Source organism: Mycobacterium talmoniae, from assembly GCF_001854525.1.
Classification (GTDB): Bacteria; Actinomycetota; Actinomycetes; order Mycobacteriales; family Mycobacteriaceae; genus Mycobacterium; species Mycobacterium talmoniae.
Genome location: NZ_MLQM01000027.1, coordinates 1 through 21,077, shown reverse-complemented (window position 1 = coordinate 21,077; position 21,077 = coordinate 1). Strand labels below are relative to the sequence as shown.

The following is a 21,077-nucleotide window of genomic DNA, read 5'->3' as shown; positions in this document are numbered from 1 at the left end:
CAAGGTTACCGAAAGCCTGCGGCAGCGCCAAATCGCCTGGCGCGAGCGTGCGCAAATCCGGAAAACCGCACGGCATGTCGACCGGGGACACGCACGCTCGCGGCAGAAGGTGGGGCACCCTACTTGGCGTTGTCGAACTTGGTGATGGCCTCATCGAGCCGTTGCAGCGCCTCACCGTAGCTGGCGAAGTCGCCCTTCTTCTGCGCCTCGCGCGCCGCCCCGAGCGCCGCCTGGATTTCCTTCAGGGCGGCGGCCTTGGCCGGGGACAGGGTCGTCGCCCCCGCCGGCGGCGGCGGGGCCGCGACCGGCGGGCTCGGCCGGGCGTCGGGTACCTCCCCCGGCGTCGGAGCGTCCCCCGGCGGGTTCGCCGGGGCGCCCGCATCGGTGGGGGCAATGCCGGTCGCGGCGGCGTCGGCTCCCGGCCCGAACAACCCGGTGAGCGCATCCCGCACGGTGGGGCCGTAGCCGATCTTGTCGTTGTACATCATCGCCACCCGGATCAGCCGCGGGTAGGACGACGCGGCGTCGCTGGACCCCGGGGACGCGTAGACCGGCTCGACGTAGAGCAGCCCGCCCTCGGCCAGCGGCAGGGTCAGCAGGTTGCCCCACCGGATCCGGTTCTGGTTGTCGCGCCCGATCACGCCCAGGTCCTGGCTGACCGCGGTGTCGGTGGTGATGGCGTTGTTGGCCAGCTTCGGCCCGTTGACCTGCCCGGGGATGGTCAGCACGGTCAGCTGGCCGTAGGTGTCCGGATCCGAGCTGGCCGAAATGTAGGCGGCCAGGTAGTCGCGCTTGAACCGGTTCATCGCGCTGGTCAGCTGGAACGACGCCGAGTTATCGCCCTTGGCAAGGTTTTTCGCGACGATGTAGTACGGGGGCTGATAGCTGCTGGCGGTCGGGTTCGGGTCCAGCGGCACATCCCAGAAGTCCGAGGTGGAGAAGAAGGTGACCGGGTCGTTGACGTGGTATTTGGCCAGCAGCATCCGCTGCACCTTGAACAGGTCCTCCGGGTAGCGCAGATGCGCGGCGAGTTCGGGGCTGATCTCGCTCTTGGGTTTGACGGTGCCGGGAAAGACCTTCATCCAGGTCGCCAGCACCGGGTCGTTGTCGTCCTGCTGGTACAGCGTGACGGTGCCGTCGTAGGCGTCCACGGTGGCCTTGACCGAGTTGCGGATGTAGGAGACCCGCTTGTCGGGGGTGAGCCGATTGAACTCGACCTCGTTGGAATCGGCGGTGGCCGACGACAGCGAGGTGAGCTCGGAGTACGGGTAGTTGTCCAGCGTGGTGTAGCCGTCCACGATCCACACCAGCCGCTTGTTGACGATCGCCGGATACATGGTGGAGTCGGTGGTCAGCCACGGCGCCACCGCCTCCACCCGCCGGGCCGGATCCCGGTTGAACAGGATCTTGCTGTTGGACCCGATCACCGAGGAGAACAGGAAATTGCGCTCGGCGAACTTCGCGGCAAACACGCTGCGGGACAGCCAACTCCCGATCGGGACCCCGCCGATGCCGGTGTAGGTGTAGTTCTTGGTTTCGGTGTTGGTCTCGTAGTCGTATTCGCGGTCGACACCGTTGTGGCCGACGATCGCGTAGTCGGCGGGCGTGTTGGCGATCACCGGCCCGTAGTAGATCCGCGGCTGATCCAGCTGCGCCGGCCCGTCGGAGACGACGCTGCCGTTGGCGCCGACGGCGTTGACCAGAAACTCCGGGTATCCGCCGTTTTGGTTGGGGTCGTTGGCGATGCCGCGCACCGTGTTGGCCGGGGAGGCGATGAAGCCGTTGCCGTGGGTGTACACCGAATGCCGGTTGATCCAGTCCCGCTGGTTGTCGATCAGCCGGTCCGGGTTGAGCTCTCGCGCGGCGACGACGTAGTCGCGCAGCCGCCCGTCCTTGTCGAGGTAGCGGTCGATGGTCAGCTGATCGGGGAAGAAGTAGAAGTTCTTACCCTGCTGGAACTGGGTGAACGCCGGGCTGACGATGGTGGGGTCCAGCAGCCGGATGTTGGCGGTGGTGGCCGCATCGGCGGCGACCTGCTGGGCGGTGGCCCGCGCATCGCCGGGGTAATTGGTGTAGTGCACGACGTCGCTGGTCAGCCCGTAGGCCTGCCGCGTCGCGGTGATGCTGCGCGAAATGTATTCGCTTTCTTTTTGCGCGGCATTGGGTTTGACGCTGATCTGCTCGATGATCAGCGGCCAGCCGGCACCCACGATCAGCGAGGACAGCAGCAGCAGCACCAGGCCGATCGCCGGAATCCGCAAGTCGCGCAGCACGATCGCGGAGAACACCGCCGCCGCGCAGATCAGCGCGATGGCCAGCAGGATCAGCTTGGCCGGGAGCACCGCGTTGATGTCGGTGTAGCCGGCACCGGTGAACGGCTTGCCGGCGCGGGTGTGGGACAGCAGCTCGTAGCGATCCAGCCAGTAGGCGACGGCCTTGAGCACCACCAAGGTGCCGACCAGGCTCACCAGCTGGATGCGCGCCGGCCGGCTCAGCGCGCCGGTGTTGCCGGCCAGCCGGATCCCGCCGAAAACGTAGTGCGTCACCAGGTTCGCCACGAACGCCAGGAACACCGCCACCAACAGGTAGCTGAGCACCAGCCGATAAAACGGCAGATCGAAGGCGTAGAAGCCCAGGTCCTTGCCGAATTGCGGATCGTCGATGCCGAAGCTGCCGCCGTGCAGGAACAGCTGGATCCGCACCCAGTAGGTCTGCGCGATGACGCCGGCCAGCAAACCGATCGCCGCGGGAACGCCGATGCCGAACAGCCGCAGCCGCGACATCACCACGGTGCGGTAGCGCGCCACCGGATCGTTGGCCCCGTTGGCGGGGACGAACACCGGCCGGGTGCGGTAGGCCAGCACCAGCCCGCCGAATACGATGCCGCCGACCAGCAGCCCGACGATCACGAACACCAGCAGCCGGGTCACCAGCACGGTGGTGAACACCGCCCGGTACCCCACTTCGCCGAACCACAGCCAGTCCACGTACCCGTCGACCAGTCGCGGCCCTACCAGCAGCAACACGATCACGGCCAGCGCGAGCCCGATCAGAATCCGGCTACGCCGAGTCAACTTCGGCATCCTCGCCGCGGGCCGCATACTCACTCGCTACGCTCCCTGCTCAATTTCCTCGACCGCCCCAACTGTACGCACTCGGCGCCGAAGAGGTTCCGCTCGTTAACAGGTCGGTGGCTGACCGCCGGTGCTGATCGTGTGCAGCGCATCCACCGCCTGCCCCAGGGTGTCGACCTTGACCAGTTGCAGTTTGTCGTTGTCGGAGCGGGCCTCATAGCAGTTGTCGGTGGGGACCAGGAACACCGTCGCCCCGGCCTCCTGCGCGGCGATCATCTTGTGCGTGATCCCGCCGATCGGCCCGACCTGGCCGTCGGCGCTGATGGTGCCGGTGCCGGCGATGAATTTCGAGGCGGCCAGGTCGCCGTTGGTGAGCTTGTCGACCACGGCCAGGCTGAACATCAGCCCCGCCGACGGGCCGCCGATATTGGCCAGGTTGAAGTCGACGGCGAACGGTGCCCACGGCGCGTCCATCACCTTGACCCCCAAAAAGCCGTAGTCGCGGTCCTTGCTGTGCCCCAGCGTGATCTCCGCGGTCCCGGGCGGTGCGTTTTTGCGGCGGTAGTCGATGCTCACCACCTGACCGGGCTTGGTTTTCTTCAGCAGCGACGTGAACTGCTCCACGGTGGCCACCCGAGCGCCGTTGACCGCGTCCAGGGCGTCCCCGGCCTGCAGCTTGCCGGCCGACGGCCCGGGGTCGCTGACGTCGGCGACGGCCACCGCCTTGGGGTACTTCAGGTAGCCCAGCGCGGCGTATTCCGCGCTGGCCTCGGATTGCTTGAAATCGGCGGTGTTGTCCTCGTCGACCTCCTGCCGCGACTTGCCCGGCGGGTAGACCAGGTCGCGCGGCACCAACTGTTCGCGCCCGGAAAGCCACAGCGTCAACGCCTCCCCCAGCGTCAGGCCGTCGCGCTGGGACACCGTCGTCATGTTCAGGTGCCCGGTGGTCGGGTGGGTTTCGGTGCCCTCGATGTCGACCACCTGTTTACCGTCGACCTCGCCGAGGGTGTCGAACGTCGGGCCGGGACCCAGCGACACGTAGGGCACCGTCACCACCGCCAGCAGCACGCCGAACGCCACGATCGGCACCAGTGCCACCAGCAGGGTCAGAATCCGCCTGTTCACGCCGCGTATCGTAAACGGCCCGGCGTTTGGTCGGTTCACTTAGAGCGTGACTGCGGCTTGGACGGTCACCGGCGCCGGTGAGTACCGTTGGGGTTATGCCTGACCTGCCTTTCGGCTTCTCCACCGGGGATGACCCCGACCGCGACCGGCGACGCGACGAGTCCGCGTCCGGGTCGGGCTCGGGTGACCCGTTCGGGATGGGCGGCGAGTTCAACATGGCTGACCTGGGCCAAATCTTCACCCAGCTGGGCCAGATGTTCAGCGGCGCCGGCACCGCGATGACCGGCGGGACCAACGCCGGGCCGGTGAATTACGAGCTGGCGCGCAAGTTGGCGTCGAGCTCGATCGGCTTTGTGGCGCCGATCTCGGCGGCCACCGCGACCGCCATCGCCGATGCGGTGCACCTGGCCGAAACCTGGCTGGACGGGGTGACGTCGCTGCCGGCGGGCACCACCAAGTCCGTCGCCTGGACCCCCACCGACTGGGTGGACAACACCCTGGCGACCTGGCAGCGGCTGTGCGATCCGATGGCCGACCAGATCTCCACGGTGTGGGCCGCGGCGCTGCCGGAGGAGGCCAAAAGCATGGCCGGGCCGCTGCTGTCGATGATGTCGCAGATGGGCGGCATGGCGTTCGGCTCGCAGCTGGGCCAGGCGCTGGCCCGGCTGTCCAAGGAGGTGCTGACCTCGACCGACATCGGTTTGCCGCTGGGACCGCGCGGGGTGGCCGCGCTGCTGCCCGGCGCCGTCGAGGAGTTCGCGGCCGGCCTGGAACGCCCGCGCAGCGAGATCGTCACGTTCCTGGCCGCACGGGAGGCCGCCCACCACCGGCTGTTCAGCCATGTGCCGTGGCTGGCCAGTCAGCTGCTCAGCGCGGTGGAGGCCTACGCCCGCGGCATGAAGATCGACATGAGCGGCATCGAGGAGCTGGCCCAGGGCTTCAACCCGGCCTCACTGAGCGATCCGGCCGCGATGGAGCAGCTGCTGACCCAGGGCGTGTTCGAGCCCCAGGCCACCCCGGAACAGCTGCAGGCGCTGGAACGGCTGGAGACGCTGCTGGCCCTGATCGAGGGTTGGGTGCAGACCGTGGTGACCGCGGCGTTGGGCGAACGGATCCCCGGCACCGCCGCGCTGAGCGAGACGCTGCGCCGCCGCCGCGCCACCGGCGGCCCCGCCGAGCAGACGTTCGCCACCCTGGTCGGGTTGGAGCTACGGCCGCGCAAGCTGCGCGAGGCCGCGGTGCTGTGGGAGCGGCTGACCGACGCCGTCGGCGTCGACGCCCGCGACAAACTCTGGCAGCACCCCGACCTGCTGCCCCAGATCGAGGACCTCGACGAGCCCGCCGGCTTCATCGATCGGGTGCTCGGCGGCGACACCAGCGGCATCGACAGCGCCATCGACCAGGCCATCGCCGAATTCGAGAAAGGTCGAGACGACCCCGGCCCGCAGCCCCCTGTGGATAGCTGAGTCCGCCGTACCTGACAGTCATGGCACAGTCCAGCCATGACGCCGCCCTACACGCTCAACCCGGCGATGCCGGTGCTGCTGCGCCCCGACGGGGCGGTGCAGGTGGGCTGGGATCCCCGCCGCGCGGTGCTGGTCCGACCGCCGGGCGGCCTGACCGCGGCCGGGTTGGCGAGCGTGCTGCAGTCGATGCGGACGCCGACCACCCTCACCCAGTTGCGGCGCCGCGCCGTCCGGCACGGGCTGACCGACACCGATGAGCTACCCGGGCTGATCGCCGCGCTGGTCGACGCCGGCGTGGTCACCGGTGCCCGGCGCCCGTCGCGGCGGCGGGCCGCCTCGGTGCGGGTGCACGGCCGCGGACCGCTGTCGGACCTGCTGGTGGAGGCGCTGCGGTGTTCGGGCGCGCGGATCAAGCACAGCCACCAGCCGCACGCCGCGGTGGCGCCCGGCGAGGCCGACCTGGTGGTGCTGTCGGACTACCTGGTGTGCGACCCGCGGCTGCTGCGCGAGCTGCACGCCGAGCACGTGGCGCACCTCCCGGTGCGGGTGCGCGACGGGACCGGGCTGGTGGGGCCGCTGGTCATCCCGGGCGTGACCAGCTGCCTGGGCTGCGCCGACCTGCACCGCAGCGACCGGGACGCGGCCTGGCCGGCGGTGGCCGCCCAGCTGCGCGACACCGTCGGCAGCGCCGACCGGGCCACCGTGCTGGCGACCGCCGCGCTGGCGCTCAACCAGGTGCACCGGGTGATCGCCGCGGTGGGCGGCGGCCAGGCGTCCGACCCGCCGCCGACGCTGAACGCCACGCTGGAATTCGATCTGGGCGCCGGTTCGATCGTCGCGCGGCACTGGACCCGCCACCCGCTGTGCTCCTGCTGACAACGGTGGTTGCCATCTCGGTGCGCCCGCCGGTCGCGAGGTCATGGATGATAGACGTGTGGCAGACATCAAGCGTGGGCGCGCAGCCCGCAATGCGAAGCTGGCCAGCATTCCCGTCGGCTTTGCTGGCCGAGCGGCCCTGGGGCTGGGCAAGCGGATGGCCGGCAGGTCAAAAGACGAGGTCACCGCGGAACTGATGGAGAAGGCCGCCAACCAGCTGTTCACCGTGTTGGGTGAGCTGAAGGGCGGGGCGATGAAGGTCGGGCAGGCGCTGTCGGTGCTCGAAGCCGCCATCCCCGAGGAGTTCGGCGAGCCCTACCGCGAAGCGCTGACCAAACTGCAAAAGGACGCCCCGCCGCTGCCGGCGGCCAAGGTGCACCGAGTGCTGGACGCCCAGCTGGGTACCAAGTGGCGGGAGCGGTTCAGCTCCTTCGACGACACCCCGGTCGCGTCGGCCAGCATCGGCCAGGTGCACAAGGCGGTGTGGTCCGACGGCCGCGAGGTCGCGGTCAAGATCCAATACCCGGGCGCCGACGAGGCGCTGCGCGCCGACCTGAAGACGATGAAGCGGCTGGTCAGCGTGTTCAAGCAGTTGGCGCCGGGCGCCGACGTGCAGGGCGTGGTCGACGAGCTGATCGAACGCACCGAGATGGAGCTGGACTACCGGCTGGAAGCCAACAACCAGCGCGCCTTCGCCAAGGCCTACGCCGACGACCCGCATTTCCTCATCCCGCACGTGGTGGCCAGCGCCCCGAAGGTGGTGATCCAGGAGTGGATCGACGGGGTGGGGATGGCCGAGATCATTCGCAACGGCACCGTCGAGCAACGCGACATCATGGGCACCCGGTTGATGGAACTCACCCTGGGTTCGCCGCGGCGGCTGGAAATGATCCACGGCGACGCCCATCCCGGCAACTTCATGTTGCTGCCCGATAATCGGATGGGGGTCATCGACTTCGGCGCGGTGGCGCCGCTGCCCGGCGGCTTCCCCATCGAACTGGGGATGACGATCCGGCTGGCCCGGGAGAAGAACTACGACCTGGTGCTGCCGACCATGGAAAAGGTCGGCTTCATCCAGAAGGGCCAGCAGGTGTCGGTGCGCGACATCGACGACATGCTGCGCCAGTACGTGGAGCCGGTCCAGGTCGAGGTGTTCCACTACACCCGCAAATGGCTGCAGAAGATGGCCGGAATGCAGATGGACCGGTCGGTGGCGCAGATCAAGACGGCGCGGCAGATGGACCTGCCGCCCAAGTTGGCGATGCCGATGCGGGTGATCGCCTCGACCACGGCGATCCTGTGTCAGCTCGACGCGCACGTCCCGATCAAGGCGCTGTCCGAAGAGCTGGTTCCCGGCTTCGCCGAACCCGATTCGGCGCTGGTGGCCGACTAAGGGTCGCTGGCGCGGCACCGGTAGCCGCCGAGATCGACGTTAGCGTGGAAAATCTCGAGAGAACCTCACGCTAACGTCGATCTCGCTGCGGGAGACCTACGCGGCGACCTCCTTACGCGGACGCCCGCGGGGCCGCTTGCGGCTGACAATCGCCCCGCGGTCGAAGATCTCACCGCCCCACACCCCCCACGGCTCGGCGCGTTCCAGCGCCGCGGCCAGGCAGTGACGGCGGATCGGGCACTGCACGCAGAGTTCCTTGGCGCGCTCCAGCTCCGCGGGGGCGTCGGCGAACCACAGGTCCGGGTCGCCGACATGACAGGGCAACTCCGGCAGCGTCTCCTCGGGGGCCGTCAGGGTTGACATGTCCAATTCACCTGCTTCCTGGTCGGGTGGCTGTCTTTTTCAAAGATCCGGACCAGGTTGCGGGGTGGTGCCCCAAAAAATCTGGCCACGGATCCGGTGACTTCGGGTCCGTGGCCATCTGGCGGAGATCGGGCTACCTAGGTGGAACCCCAATCCACGGACGCGTCGGTCGCGGCGGCGCTGCGGCGCTTGAGCTGCAGCGCCCATGCGGCGGCGGCATGGAGGGTGCCACCGCGGCGCGCCGAACCGGCCGTAGCTACAGCGAACGCGTTTTTGCCGATCATCGCGGGCTCCCTCCTCTCGTCATCAGTGCATGGGAACTGCGGCTTTGAGAGTAAACGGTAGCAGCCCGGGGCCACAAGCGATTTTCTGACCTGCGGATTTGCCCGCCGGCCTCGGGCCGTGGCGTTCGATTGAGTGTGTAACCAGGGCGGCCGCCGGCGGGATATCGCCACCCTGGATGCACAGTCAACGCCGTAGACGCACACTCAACATTGCGGGCTAGCGGCGGGCGCGGACCAGCTCCAGCACGTCGGGCCCGAACTGCTCCAGCTTGCGCGCCCCGATGCCCGGGATGGCGACCAGCGCGGCCTCATCGGTGGGCAGCATTTCGGCGATCGCGGTCAACGTGTTGTCGGTGAACACCACATAGGCGGGCACCTTCATTTCGGTGGCGGTGCGGAGCCGCCAGTCCTTGAGCTGGGCCAGCAGCTCGGTGTCCACATCGACGGCGCAGGTTTCACAGCGGCGCAGCATGATGGCGGCCGGGGTGGTCAGCTCCCGGTTGCAGACCCGGCAGTTCCCGGCGGGGCCGCGGCTGCGGCGCCGACGGCTGGGCGCCGGCTCGCGCTCGGTCTGCGGGGCGATCCCGGACAGGAACCGCGACGGCTTGCGGCTGGCCCGGCCCCCCGGTGTCCGCGACAGCGCCCAGCTGAGCGCCAAATGCACGCGGGCGCGGGTGATTCCGACGTACAGCAGTCGACGTTCCTCCTCGACGGCCTCACTGTCGGGGCCGTGGGCCAGCGCGTGGCTGATCGGCAGGGTGCCGTCGGCCAGCCCGACCAAAAACACCGCGTCCCACTCCAGGCCCTTGGCGGCGTGCAGCGAGGCCAGCGTGACGCCCTGCACCACCGGGGGGTGCCGCGAGTCGGCGCGCATCCGCAGCTCGGCCAGCAGCCCGGGCAGGTCCAGGCCGGGCCGGGTCGCCACCTCGTCGTCGACCAACTGCACCAACGCGGTCAGCGCCTCCCAGCGCTCCCGGGCCCGCACCCCGGCCGGCGGCTGCGCGGTCAACCCGAGCGGCTCGAGCACCTCGCGCACCACCTCGGGCAGCTCGCCGTCCACCCCGCGTTCGGCGGCGCGTTGCAGCGCCAGCAGGGCCTGCCGGATCTCCTGGCGGGTGAAAAAGCCTTCGCCGCCGCGGACTTGGTAGGCGACGCCGGCCTCGGTCAGCGCCTCCTCGTAGACCTCGGACTGGGCGTTGATCCGGTACAGCACCGCGATCTCGGCCGGTTCGGTGCCGGCGTCGATGAGCCGGGCGATCTGTTTGGCCACCGCGGCGGCCTCGGCGACCTCGTCGGCGTGCTCGTGAAACGACGGCACCGGACCGGGGTCGCGCTGCCCGACCAGGTGCAGCTTGCTGCCCGCCACCCGGCCGCGGGCGGCGGCGATGACCCGGTTGGCCAGCGACACCACCTGCGGGGTGGAGCGGTAGTCGCGTTCCAGGCGCACCACGGTGGCGTCCGGGAAGCGCCGGGAGAAGTCCAGCAGGTAGCGCGGGGAGGCGCCGGTGAACGAGTAGACGGTCTGGTTGGCGTCGCCGACCACGGTCAGGTCGTCGCGATCGCCCAGCCACGCCGACAGCACCCGCTGCTGCAGCGGCGTGACGTCCTGGTACTCGTCGACGACAAAGCAGCGGTAGCGGTCCCGGAATTCTTCGGCGACGCCCGGATCGTTTTCGATCGCGGCGGCGGTGTGCAGCAGCAGGTCGTCGAAGTCGAGCAGCGCCACCTCACCGCCTGCCTTGAGCGCCTCGTACCCGGTGTACAGGCCGGCGACCTTCGCGGCGTCCAGCGGGATGTCGCGGCCGGCGGCGGCCACCGCGTCCGGGTACTGTTCGGGACCGATCAGCGACGCCTTGGCCCACTCGATTTCGCCGGCCACGTCGCGGACGTCGTCGCTGGACAGGTTCAGGCGGGCGCGGTTGGCGGCGCGGGCGACGGTGGCGAACTTGCTGTCCAGCAGTTGCCAGCTGGTGTTCCCCACCACCCGCGGCCAGAAGTACCGCAGCTGGCGGCGCGCGGCGGCGTGAAAGGTCAGGGCCTGCACCGCCCCGACCCGGGCGCCGGTTTGCGCGGCGGCGTCCAGCGCGCGCAACCGGCCCCGCATCTCCCCGGCCGCGCGCTGGGTGAACGTCACCGCCAGCACCTGACCGGCGGCGACGTGACCGGCCCCGACGAGCTGGGCGATGCGGTGGGTGATGGTCCGGGTCTTGCCGGTCCCGGCCCCGGCCAGCACGCACACCGGGCCGCGCGGCGCCAGCACGGCCTCACGCTGCTCGTCGTCCAGGCCGGCGATCAACGCGTCTTGGCTCACCGGCATGGGGTCCATCTTGGCAGCCGTGACCGACAGCACACCGGCGCGGGCATCATCGGCGGCGCCGTATAGGTTGAAGTACTTATGACCGTGAGCGATGCCCCGTTGACCATCTACTCGACCACCTGGTGCGGGTACTGCGTGCGCCTCAAGACCATGCTGAAGGCGTCCGGTATCTCCTATGACGAGATCAACATCGAGCAGGACCCCGCCGCGGCGGCGTTCGTGGAATCCGCTAACGGCGGCAATCAGACGGTTCCGACGGTCAAGTTCGCCGACGGCTCGACGATGACCAATCCCAGCGCCAAAGAGGTCAAGGCCAAGCTCGCCGAGCTCGGCGGCTAGCCCACTGCCGCCGGTACTGAGCCATCCGTCACCGTAAGGTAAGTACGGCGCGAGCCGGCATATCGGGAGGTGCGGGGTGGATGAGGTGTTCGGCCGCTACCGGCTGCGCGGCCTGCTCGGCGCCGGCGGCATGGGGCAGGTGTTTCGGGCCTACGACACCGAGTTGCATCGCGAGGTAGCCATCAAGGTGCTGCCGCCGCAGGCCAGCACCGACCCGACATTCGAACAGCGGTTTCGCCGCGAGGCTCGTACGGCCGCTGGACTCGACGAACCCCACGTGGTGCCGATCCATGATTCTGGGGAGATCGACGGCCGGCTGTTCATCGCGATGCGGCTGATCAACGGCACCGATGTGGCGACCCTGTTGACCCGGCACGGACCGATGCGTCCTGACCAGGCCGTCAGCATCGTCGAGCAGGCCGCCGCGGCGCTGGATGCCGCGCACGAGGCCGGATTGGTGCACCGCGACGTCAAACCCGCCAACCTGTTGGTCACGCCCAAGAACTTCGTTTACCTGATCGACTTCGGGATTGCCCGCGCACCTGGTGAAACCAAGTTGACCAGTACCGGTGCAGCGATCGGCACGGTGGCCTATATGGCGCCGGAACGTTTCACCACGGGGGTCGCCGACAAACGCGCCGACGTCTACGCCCTGGCGTGTGTGCTGCATGAATGCCTCACTGGCTCAACACCGTATCCGGTCGCCAGCGTCGAACAGCAGATGTTCGCCCACGTCAACGGGCCACCGCCACGGCCCAGCGTGATCCGGCCCGGTGTTCCGCCGGTGTTCGATGACGTCGTCGCCACCGGTATGGCGGCCGATCCCGAACGGCGGTACCAAAATGCGGGGGATCTGGCTGCCGCCGCACGACGCGCCGTCGAGAGCACCCCAGCACCCAGCGCACCGGCGGTAAGTACTCCGGCAACAGTATCCACCCAACAATCCATAGCGGGCACAGCGGCCGCACCGCATCACAACTACGGGGCCGCAGGCAACTTCACCGCAGAGCCGACGGCACTGGCGCCCACCCAATCGGCGGCCCTACCGCCAGTTCCGCGACCCACCCGCCGCTCCCGGCGACGCTGGATCATCACACTCACCGGCGCGATGATCCTCGCCGTGGCAGCTGCCACCGCAATCATCTTCTGGGGCAATCATCGGGAGGATCCGGCCGTGGCCGTCGACCCCACCATCCACGTCGGCAAGAGCCCGTATGGGGTGGCCGTAGACTCCACCACCCACACCGCGTACGTGACTAGTTACGACGACGGCACGGTGTCGGTGATCGACACCAACAACAACACCGTCACCACCACCATCCACGTCGGCTACGAACCGCGTGGAGTGGCCGTCGACGCCACCACCCACACCGCCTACGTCACCAACCGCGGCGACAGCACCGTGTCGGTCATCAACACCACCAACAACACCGTCACCACGACCATCCACGTGGGCACGTACCCAGAGAGAGTGGCGGTAGACCCCACCACCCACAACGCCTACGTCACTTGGGGTCCCGTGTCGGTGATCGACACCAACAACAACACCGTCACCACCACCGTTTACGTCGGCGACGAACCGCGTGGAGTGGCCGTCGACGCCACCACCCACACCGCCTACGTCACCAACCGCGGCGACAGCACCGTGTCGGTCATCAACACCACCAACAACACCGTCACCGCCACCATCGATGTCGGTACGTCCCCGGAGAGGGTGGCCGTAGAACCCACCACCCACGCCGCCTACGTGACTAACCTGAACGACGGAACAGTGTCGGTCATCGACACCACCAACAACACCGTCACTACCACCATCAGGGTCGGCAGGTCGCCGACTGGGGTGGCCGTCGATGCCACCACCCCCACTGCCTACGTGATTAACGCCGGCGACGGCACCGTGTCGGTCATCGACACCAGCACGAATACTGTCATCAACACTGTGGCAGCCGGCAAACAACCGGACGACGTGGCGGTCGATACCACCACCCACACCGCCTATGTCACAAACGCTGGCGGCGGCACCGTCTCGGTGATCACCCGCTGAAGTCGCGACCGCCAAGCGCGAACCAGGTGTCGCATTCGCCGCCGAGCGTGACAGGAATGTCGCGCTCGGCTAGCGGTGGCTGGCGCTAAAGCTACAGCGCCGCCCAGGATTCGATGATCACCCGGGCAATCGAAATCGAGCCGGGCAGCAGCAGTTTCGCGTCCGAGTCGCTGCTCCAGTCGCCGGCATCGAGAGCGGCGCGCACCTCGTCGCGGGTGAACCACGCCGCCTCGGCGATCTCGCCGTCGGTGAACGCGAACTCCTGATCCGGGTCGCCGACGGCATGAAAGCCCACCATCAGCGACCGCGGGAACGGCCACGGCTGGCTGCCCAGATAGCGCACCTGGGACACGTCGAGGCCGATCTCCTCGCGGATCTCGCGGACCACGCAGCTTTCGAACGACTCCCCGGCCTCGACGAACCCGGCCAACAGCGAGAACAGCCGCTGCGGCCACACCGCCTGGCGGGCCAGCACCGCCCGGTTGCCGCCGTCGTGCACCAGGCAGATCACCGCCGGATCGATGCGCGGGAACTCCTCGTGGCCGGTGACCGGGTTGATCCGCGCCCAGCCGCCGCGCACCGGTTTGGTCGGTGACCCGTCGACCGCCGAAAACCGTGCCCCGTCATGCCAGTTCAGCAGCGCGGTGGCCGACGACACCAGCTGCGCGCTGACGTCGTCGAAGAGCTGCCCGGCCCGGCGCAGGTCGAGCACCTCGGCGTCCCCGTCGTCGGGGGCTTGCAACGCACCACGGATCGCCCAGACATGCCGGCCGTCTTCGATGCGGCCCAAAAACACCGCGTCCGCCGGCGGGGCCTCACCCAACGCGCTGGCCTTGCCGAGCACCACCCGGCCGTCGGCGACCAGCACCTGGTTGCGGGAGTCCACCCGCAGCAGCGCGGCCTCGGCCCATCCGGCGGTGGCGGCGTCCACATCGGTGCGCAGCTGATCGGCGCGGTCGGCGCCGACCCGGGACAACAGCGGGACCTCGCGCAGCTGAAAATCCATGGCTACTTGCCCACGTTGCGGATGTAGAGCAGCCGGTCGCTGGACTCGACGGCGTCCACCTCGGGGGCATCGACGCGCAGCAGCCGCCCGTCGCGGACCACCCCCAACACGATGTCGGACAGGTGCCGCGGCGACCCGCCGACCTCGGTCTGCTCGACTTCGCGTTCGGCGATGGCGAATCCGGCGTCCGGGGTCAGCAGATCCTCGATCATCTCCACCACGCTGGGGGTGGTGGTGGCGATGCCCAGCAGCCGGCCGGCGGTCTCCGAGGACACCACCACCGAATCCGCCCCCGATTGCCGCAGCAGGTGCTGGTTTTCGGCTTCCTGGATCGACGCCACGATCTTGGCCTTGGGTGCGATCTCGCGGGCGGTCAGGGTGACCAGCACCGCGGTGTCGTCGCGGCCGGTGGCCACGATGATCGAGGCCGCGTGCTGCGCCCCGGCCAGCCGCAGCACGTCGGACTTGGTGGCGTTGCCGTGCACGGTCACCAGCCCGGCGGTCGCCGCATGATCCAGCGCGGCCTGGTCGGTGTCGACGACGACGATTTCGCCGACGGGCACCTCATCGCCCACCATGGCGGCGATCGCCGTCTTGCCCTTGGTGCCGTAGCCGACGACGACGGTGTGGTTGCGCACTCTTCTCCTCCAGCGCTGGATCTTCAGTGCCTGCCGGGACGTTTCGGTGACCACCTCGACCGTGGTGCCGACCAACAGGATCAGGAACGCGATCCGCAGCGGGGTGATCACCAAGACGTTGATGGTGCGGGCGAACTCGGAAATCGGGGTGATGTCGCCGTACCCGGTCGTGGACAGCGTCACCGCCGAGTAGTACAGGCAGTCCAGGAACGTCAGCGGTTCGCCCCGCACGTCCTGGTATCCGGTCCGGTCGGCGTAGACGATCACGCTCGAGGCGAACAGCGCCACCACGGCCATCACCACGCGGCGGGCCACGATGCCGGCGGGGCTGGTTTGCCCCTGCGGGACGCGCAGCACGCCGACCAGCGCGTAGGCGGGCTGGGCGGTCAGCGTCTCGTCAAGACCACGCAGCCGCCGCCAGCTAGCTTTGGCCACGACGCTCCATCATCGCCCGGGTGCGCACACGCACAATGTAACCATGACAACACCGTCTCCTGCATCGCCAAGCGCTGCCCGTCAAACCCCGGCCTACCGGCTCGCCGCGCTGCTGCTCGGCATGGGCTCGCTGCACTTTGTGGCTCCCAAACCGTTCGACACGATCATCCCCGCCGAGCTGCCGGGCAGCCCCCGCGTCTACACCTACGCGTCGGGGGTGGCCGAGCTCGGCGTCGGGGCGTTGCTGCTGGCGCCGCGGACCCGCCGGCTGGGCGCGCTGGCCGCGGTCGCGCTGTTCGTCGGCGTGTTCCCGGGCAACCTCAACATGGTCCGGTTGTGGTGGGACAAGCCGTGGCCGATGCAGATCGCCGCGATCGCCCGGCTGCCGCTGCAGATCCCGATGATCACCGCGGCGCTGCGGGTCAGGCGGAACGCCTAACCGGGTCCAGCAGCGCGGCCAGTGCGTCGGGATCCGGCAGCACCTCGGGGACGACGGTGGTGCCGGTGCGCACGTAGTGAAACGCGGTGCGCACCGCCGATTCCGGGCAGCCGGCGATCGCCGCCCAGGCCAGCCGGTACACCCCCAGCTGGACGGCGGCCTGGGCGGCCGCCTCCGGCCCGGCCGGCGGGTCCCCGGTCTTCCAGTCCACCACGGTGAAGCCGCCGTCGGGCTCGGCGAACACCGCGTCGATGCGGCCCCGCACCACGGTGTCGGCCAGCGCCATCTCGAACGGCACCTCCACCGCGACCGGGCTGCGCAACGCCCACGCCGACGCGTGGAACGCCGCCTGCAGCCCGGCCAGCTGCTCGGCGTCGGCTTGGGCGACGTCGCCGTCGGCGGCGCCGGGCAAATCGACGAGATCGAACAGCCGCTCGGCGCCGTAGAACCGCTGCACCCAGTCGTGAAACGCGCTGCCCAGCTGGGCATGCGGATCCGGTCGGGTGGGCAGCCGGCGGGCCAGCCGAGCCCGCGCGCCGTCTGGGTCGCGGCTCAGGTCGACCAGGTTGCTCACCGAGACCTGGCCCGGCAGGGCGGGGTCGGGCGCCGCGGCGGCACGGGCCCGTTCGGCCAGCAGCGCGTCGACGTCGGCCGCCCAGCCGGCCGGATCACCCGCCGGCGCGGTCAGCTCACCGGTCATCGCGGCGGCGACCAGCGCCGCGCCGGCCTCCACGTCGGTGCGCCGCGCCGCCAGCGGGTCGGCGGGCCACATCGCTTCGGTCGCCGTGTCGCGCAGCGGGTTTGGTTCCCCGTCGGCCGGCGTCGGCGCCCACTGGTCGACCACGCCGCAGGCCTGACCGGCCGCGGCCGCACCGTCCAGCACATCTTTGAGCTCGGCCAGGAACTCCGACGGGCCGCGCGGTTTGGCGCCGGTGGCGCCCCAGTGATAGCCGGACAGCAGCAGGGTGTCCTCGGCCCGGGTGATGGCCACGTACAGCAGCCGGCGCTCCTCGTCGACGCGCCGCTGATCCAACTGGCGCCGGTGCGCATAAATCTTGTCGGACAGATGTTTTCGGTCGGTGACATCGGAGACGTCGAGCACCGGCACGCCGTGCGCGCCCAGCAGCGCCCGGTCGCCGCGCAGCAGCGGCGGCAACTCGGCGGCGTCGGTGAGCCAGCTGCTGCGCGACGCGGTGGACGGGAACACCCGTTGCACCAGGTGCGGCACCGCCACCACCTGCCACTCCAAGCCCTTGGCGGCGTGCACAGTGAGCACCTGCACCCGGTCGGCCGCGACCGCCGACGGCGCGGGCGCCAGCCCGTTTTCCACCACCGCGGCCGCATCCAGGTAGGCCAGCAGTCCCGCCACAGTGGCCGGCGCCCGGGTGCCGCCGGACCGTTCGGCGTAGCCGGCGACGACGTCGGAGAACGCGTCGAGGTGCTCGGCGCCGGTCCGGTCACCGCCGGCCCCGGCGGCCGCGCGCGCCTCGGCCTCCACCCCCAGCACCCGGCGCACCTCGGCGACCAGGTCGGGCAGCGGATGCGACAGATGGGCGCGCAGCGCGGCCAGCTCATCGGCCAGCGCGACCAGCCGCTGGTAGCCGACCGGCGAATACCGGTGCGCCGGACCCGGATCGGCCAGCGCGTCGGCCAGGCAGGCGGTGTCGGCGTCCGGATCGGCCTGGGCGGCCACCTCCTCGGCGGAGACGGCGCCGCGCGGGGCGTCGCCCAGTTCGACCGCGCGGCGCCACAGCGCGGCGAGGTCGGCCGCACCCAGCCGCCACCGCGGACCGGTCAGCACCCGGATGGCCGCCGCCCCGGCGGTCGGGTCGGCGACCAGCCGCAGCATCGCCACCACGTCGGCCACCTCGGGCACCGACAGCAGCCCGGCCAGCCCCACCACCTCCACCGGGACGCCGCGCGCGGCGATCGCCGCCGCCATCGGCGCGGCGTCGGCGTTACGGCGCACCAGCACCGCGGCGGTCGGCGGGGCCGCGCCGTCCGCCGCCGCCTGCCGGTACCGGCGCTGCAGCTGCTCGGCCACCCAGTCGCGTTCGGCGACGACGTCGGGCAGCAGCGCGGCGCGCACGGTGCCGGCCGGCGCGTCCGGCCGCGGCCGCAGGGGGCGCACCGCCACCGAGCGCCGCCGCGCCTCCGCCGAGACCGCGTTCGCCACCTGCAGCGCCTCCGGCGGGTTGCGCCAGCTGGTGCGCAACTCCAACGTCGGCGCCGGGGTGCCGTCCGAGCGGGGGAAGTCGGTGGCGAACCGGGGCAGGTTGGTCGCCGAGGCGCCGCGCCACCCGTAGATCGACTGGATCGGGTCACCGACCGCGGTCAACGCCAGCGCGTCGTCGGCGCCGCCGCCGAACAGCGCCGACAACGCGATGCGTTGGGCGTGCCCGGTGTCCTGGTACTCATCGAGCAGCACCACCCGGTAGCTGGCCCGCAGCTGCTCGCCGACGGCGGGAAACGTCGCGGCCAGCCGGGCGGCGGTGGCCATCTGCGCGCCGAAGTCCATCACCTTGTCCGTCCGCATCCGGGCGTGCAGCGCGTCGATCAGCGGCACCAGTTCGGCGCGTTCGGTCTGGGTGTTCAGCAGCCGCAGCAGCCACTGGCTGGGGCCGGTGTCGCGCTGGTAGCGCCCGGCCGGCAGGGTGTGGATCAGCTGGTCCAGCTCGCGGTGGGTGTCGGCCAGCGCGGCGGTGTCCACCAGATGCTCGGCCAGCTGCCCGGATAACCGCAGCAGCATCGAGGTGACCGCGGCCGGGTCCTTGTCGGTGTGCAGCTCCCCGGGATAGTCGTTGACCACGTCGAACGCCAGCTGCCACAGCTCGGTTTCGCTGAGCAGCCGGGTGTCGGGCTCGATGCCGCACAGCAGCCCGTGTTCCCGCAGCAGCGCGCCGGCGAAGGCGTGGTAGGTGCTGACCGTGGGGATGCCGGCGTCCTCCCCGACCGCGGCCACCAGGCCGGCGCCGGCCAACCGGGCCAACCGGGAGCGGACCCGGCGCAGCAGCTGCCCGGCGGCCTTGCGGGTGAAGGTCAGCCCCAGCACCTGGCCCGGGTCGGCGTAACCGTTGGCGACCAGCCACACCACCCGGGCGGCCATCGTCTCGGTTTTGCCCGCACCGGCGCCGGCGATGACCACCAGCGGGCCCGGCGGCGCGGCGATCACCGCGGCCTGCTCGGCGGTGGGCTGATGCAGGCCCAGGGCCGCCGCCAGATCGGCGGGACTATAGGTCGGTTTCATGGCGCCGCTCCTCCTCATCGCTGCGCTCTGCATCGTCGCTGGCGCGGCCTCATGCGCCGCTCCTTTCGGTGTGGGCCGGGCAGCTCGACCGGACCGGGCAGTGCCGGCAGCCGTCATTGACCCGGGCCACGAACGCCGGCCCGGCGGTCGCGGCCGCCGCCGACGCGACCCGGCTGCGCCATTCGTCGCGGGTCTGCGGGGTCAGCGGGTCCTGCTCGCGTTCGGTGGCGCCGGCCGCCCCGGGTTTGCCGAGGTAGACCAGCCGCGCCCCACCGGGCTCGTCGCCGTGCGGCACCAGACCCGCATCCACCGCCAGCTGGTACATCGCCAGCTGGGCGTGCCGCTGCGCGTCGTCCTTGGTGACCGGTGTTTTGCCGGTCTTGATGTCGACGATGACCAACCGGCCGGCGGCGTCGCGTTCGACCCGGTCCACCCGGCCGCGCAGCCGCACCCCGTCGACGACGCCGTCGATGTCGACCTCGACCCCGACCTCGGTCAGCTGGTAGCGGGTGGCGTCCCGCCACTGCAGGAAGGTCTGCAGCATGGCCCGGTGCCGGGCCAGCTCGTTGGCCGAATACCACTGCGACTCGAACGGCAGCCGACCCCACACCCGTTCCAGCGCGGCCACCAGGTGCCGCTCCCCCGTGCCCGGTTCGGCGATCAGCGCGTGCAGCACCGAGCCGATGGTGGAGCGCAGATCGCGGGCATCGGTGCCGCCGTGCCGTTCCACCAGCCAGCGCAGCGGGCAATCGGTCAAGGTCTGCAGCGTCGACGGCGACAGCGTCACCACGTGGTCGGGCCCGTGCCACAGCGGCTCGGCGGTGCTCACCGGGGTCATGCCGTACCAGTGGGCCGGGTCGGCGCCGGGCACCCCGCCCTGGGCCAGCCGCGCCAATTGTGTTGCCGCGCGGGCGCGGTCGGCGTCGGGAACCGCGTCCGGCGGGGCGCACACCACCGCGCGCAGCCGGCCCACCACCGCCGCGGCCGCCAACACTGGCGGGGCGACCACCGGCGCCGCGGCACCGTCCGCGCCGGTGTCCCAGTGCGCGAGTTCGGCAACGAACCCGGACGGGATTTCGTCGCCGCCGGCGGCCTCGCCGTCGACCGCGGTCACCAGCAGCCGGTGCCGGGCCCGGCCCATCGCCGCCACCAGCAGCCGCCGTTCCTCGGCCAGCAGCGGCGCCCGCGCGGACGCCTCGGCGCCCACCCCGTCCAGCAGATCGAGCAGCCGTTGAGTGTGCAGCACCCCGCCGCGCGGGACGGTGTTGGGCCACAGGCCCTCCTGCAGTCCGGCGATGACCACCACGTCCCATTCCCGCCCGAGTGCGGCGTGCGCGCTGAGCACGCTGACCGCCTCGGGCTGCGGCCCCGATTCGGTGCGCGGCGGCGCCAGCTGCAGCGCGGTGACGTGGTCGATCAGCCCGCGCAGCGAGGCGCCCGCGGTGCGGGACACGTACTGTTCGGTGAGGTCGAACAGCGCGGTCACCGCGTCGAGGTCGCGGCCGGCCTGGGCGCCGCCCGGCCCGCCGCGTTCGGTGGCCGCCAGCCAGCGCTGCTGCAGCCCGGACCGCTGCCAGGCCTGCCACAGCGTGTAGCGCGGGTCTCCCCCGGCGCGGTCGCTGGCGGCCGCGGCCGCCAGCACCGCGCGCACCCGACGCAGCGCCCCGGCCGACCGGGCCGGCAGCCGGTCGGGTTCATCCCCGCGCAGCGCGGCCACCAGCAGCTCACCGAGGGATCCCGACGGCGGGCCGGGGTGCCCGCGGCGCAGCGCACGACGCAGTTGACGCAGCGCGATCGGGTCCACCCGCCCGATCGGACCGGTCAGCAGGCTCAGCGCGGCCTCCGCGGTCAGGCCGTCGACGGTCGCGGTCAGGACCGTGAGCAGCGCGGCCACCGCGGGCTGCTGCGGCAGCGGCCCGCCGCCGGCGGCGGCCCCCGGCGCCCCGGCGCGGGCCCGCGCCCCCGGGCACCCGGCCGCCGCCCCCGGCGCCGGGCCCGCGGGGCGCGCGCGGCGTGGGGACGGGCGGCGTG

Annotated in this window: 15 protein-coding genes; 6 read left to right on the top strand and 9 right to left on the bottom strand. The window is 70.8% G+C overall.

Annotation, left to right across the window (positions count from 1 at the left end; all coding sequences use genetic code 11):
* Positions 1 to 119 precede the first annotated feature (119 nt).
* Complete coding sequence (locus BKN37_RS07730) at positions 120 to 3,107, bottom strand: UPF0182 family protein (RefSeq protein WP_071024072.1); 2,988 nt, start codon at positions 3,105 to 3,107, stop codon at positions 120 to 122.
* 72 nt (positions 3,108 to 3,179) lie between these two features.
* The gene (locus tag BKN37_RS07725; RefSeq protein ID WP_071024070.1) at positions 3,180 to 4,199 is read right to left on the bottom strand and encodes a YlbL family protein; all 1,020 of its coding nucleotides are present in this window, start codon (positions 4,197 to 4,199) and stop codon (positions 3,180 to 3,182) included.
* Positions 4,200 to 4,276: 77 nt separating this feature from the next.
* Here BKN37_RS07725 and BKN37_RS07720 point away from each other — a divergent pair, with 77 nt between their 5' ends.
* From BKN37_RS07720 to BKN37_RS07710, 3 genes are read left to right on the top strand one after another with little or no spacing between them, the layout of a single operon-like run.
* Positions 4,277 to 5,665, top strand: a complete 1,389-nt coding sequence (locus tag BKN37_RS07720; protein WP_095407021.1) for a zinc-dependent metalloprotease — start codon at positions 4,277 to 4,279, stop codon at positions 5,663 to 5,665.
* A gap of 36 nt (positions 5,666 to 5,701) precedes the next feature.
* Positions 5,702 to 6,541, top strand: coding sequence for a cyclodehydratase (locus tag BKN37_RS07715; protein WP_071024065.1), 840 nt, complete (start codon positions 5,702 to 5,704; stop codon positions 6,539 to 6,541).
* A 43-nt stretch (positions 6,542 to 6,584) separates the two neighbouring features.
* The gene (locus BKN37_RS07710; RefSeq protein WP_071024063.1) at positions 6,585 to 7,934 is read left to right on the top strand and encodes a macrolide-binding ATPase MABP-1; all 1,350 of its coding nucleotides are present in this window, start codon (positions 6,585 to 6,587) and stop codon (positions 7,932 to 7,934) included.
* 96 nt (positions 7,935 to 8,030) lie between these two features.
* Here the strand turns inward: BKN37_RS07710 and BKN37_RS07705 are convergent, their stop codons facing one another.
* The 3 genes from BKN37_RS07705 to BKN37_RS07700 form a co-directional block, all read right to left on the bottom strand.
* Positions 8,031 to 8,297: a WhiB family transcriptional regulator gene (locus BKN37_RS07705; protein ID WP_071024060.1), complete on the bottom strand. Its 267-nt coding sequence runs from the start codon at positions 8,295 to 8,297 to the stop codon at positions 8,031 to 8,033.
* A gap of 137 nt (positions 8,298 to 8,434) precedes the next feature.
* On the bottom strand, positions 8,435 to 8,581 hold the full coding sequence (locus BKN37_RS29075) for a hypothetical protein (protein WP_158260348.1): 147 nt from the start codon (positions 8,579 to 8,581) through the stop codon (positions 8,435 to 8,437).
* A 217-nt stretch (positions 8,582 to 8,798) separates the two neighbouring features.
* Positions 8,799 to 10,898: an ATP-dependent DNA helicase UvrD2 gene (locus BKN37_RS07700; protein WP_165618302.1), complete on the bottom strand. Its 2,100-nt coding sequence runs from the start codon at positions 10,896 to 10,898 to the stop codon at positions 8,799 to 8,801.
* Between the two features lie 84 nt (positions 10,899 to 10,982).
* Between BKN37_RS07700 and BKN37_RS07695 the strand changes: the two genes are divergently transcribed.
* Both BKN37_RS07695 and BKN37_RS07690 read left to right on the top strand, forming a co-directional pair.
* Positions 10,983 to 11,237, top strand: a complete 255-nt coding sequence (locus BKN37_RS07695; RefSeq protein ID WP_071024119.1) for a mycoredoxin — start codon at positions 10,983 to 10,985, stop codon at positions 11,235 to 11,237.
* A gap of 76 nt (positions 11,238 to 11,313) precedes the next feature.
* Positions 11,314 to 13,281 carry a serine/threonine-protein kinase gene (locus BKN37_RS07690; RefSeq protein ID WP_071024058.1) on the top strand — a complete coding sequence of 656 codons (1,968 nt, stop codon included), beginning with the start codon at positions 11,314 to 11,316 and terminating at the stop codon, positions 13,279 to 13,281.
* A gap of 91 nt (positions 13,282 to 13,372) precedes the next feature.
* Here the strand turns inward: BKN37_RS07690 and nudC are convergent, their stop codons facing one another.
* Complete coding sequence (gene nudC / locus BKN37_RS07685) at positions 13,373 to 14,287, bottom strand: NAD(+) diphosphatase (protein WP_071024056.1); 915 nt, start codon at positions 14,285 to 14,287, stop codon at positions 13,373 to 13,375.
* Positions 14,288 to 14,289: 2 nt separating this feature from the next.
* Positions 14,290 to 15,360 (bottom strand): potassium channel family protein, encoded by a 1,071-nt coding sequence (locus tag BKN37_RS07680; protein ID WP_071024054.1) that lies wholly within the window; start codon positions 15,358 to 15,360, stop codon positions 14,290 to 14,292.
* Between the two features lie 43 nt (positions 15,361 to 15,403).
* On the opposite strand from BKN37_RS07680, the gene BKN37_RS07675 reads away from it, so the two are divergent.
* Complete coding sequence (locus BKN37_RS07675; RefSeq protein WP_071024052.1) at positions 15,404 to 15,799, top strand: DoxX family protein; 396 nt, start codon at positions 15,404 to 15,406, stop codon at positions 15,797 to 15,799.
* Here BKN37_RS07675 and BKN37_RS07670 read toward each other — a convergent pair.
* Positions 15,783 to 19,046 (bottom strand): ATP-dependent helicase, encoded by a 3,264-nt coding sequence (locus tag BKN37_RS07670; RefSeq protein ID WP_071024049.1) that lies wholly within the window; start codon positions 19,044 to 19,046, stop codon positions 15,783 to 15,785. The two genes, BKN37_RS07675 and BKN37_RS07670, sit on opposite strands and share 17 nt — an antisense overlap.
* Positions 19,047 to 19,095: 49 nt before the next feature.
* A partial coding sequence (locus BKN37_RS07665) for a PD-(D/E)XK nuclease family protein (RefSeq protein WP_131823543.1) occupies positions 19,096 to 21,077 on the bottom strand: 1,982 nt, incomplete at its 5' end.

Bases quoted from the DNA above. Each gene is read 5' to 3' on its own strand.
- nudC (WP_071024056.1), bottom strand. From the start codon at position 14,287: ATGGATTTTCAGCTGCGCGAGGTCCCGCTGTTGTCCCGGGTCGGCGCC.
- BKN37_RS07670 (WP_071024049.1), bottom strand. From the start codon at position 19,046: ATGAAACCGACCTATAGTCCCGCCGATCTGGCGGCGGCCCTGGGCCTG.
- BKN37_RS07710 (WP_071024063.1), top strand. From the start codon at position 6,585: ATGGATGATAGACGTGTGGCAGACATCAAGCGTGGGCGCGCAGCCCGC.
- BKN37_RS07675 (WP_071024052.1), top strand. From the start codon at position 15,404: ATGACAACACCGTCTCCTGCATCGCCAAGCGCTGCCCGTCAAACCCCG.
- BKN37_RS07705 (WP_071024060.1), bottom strand. From the start codon at position 8,297: ATGTCAACCCTGACGGCCCCCGAGGAGACGCTGCCGGAGTTGCCCTGT.
- BKN37_RS07700 (WP_165618302.1), bottom strand. From the start codon at position 10,898: ATGCCGGTGAGCCAAGACGCGTTGATCGCCGGCCTGGACGACGAGCAG.
- BKN37_RS07715 (WP_071024065.1), top strand. From the start codon at position 5,702: ATGACGCCGCCCTACACGCTCAACCCGGCGATGCCGGTGCTGCTGCGC.
- BKN37_RS29075 (WP_158260348.1), bottom strand. From the start codon at position 8,581: ATGATCGGCAAAAACGCGTTCGCTGTAGCTACGGCCGGTTCGGCGCGC.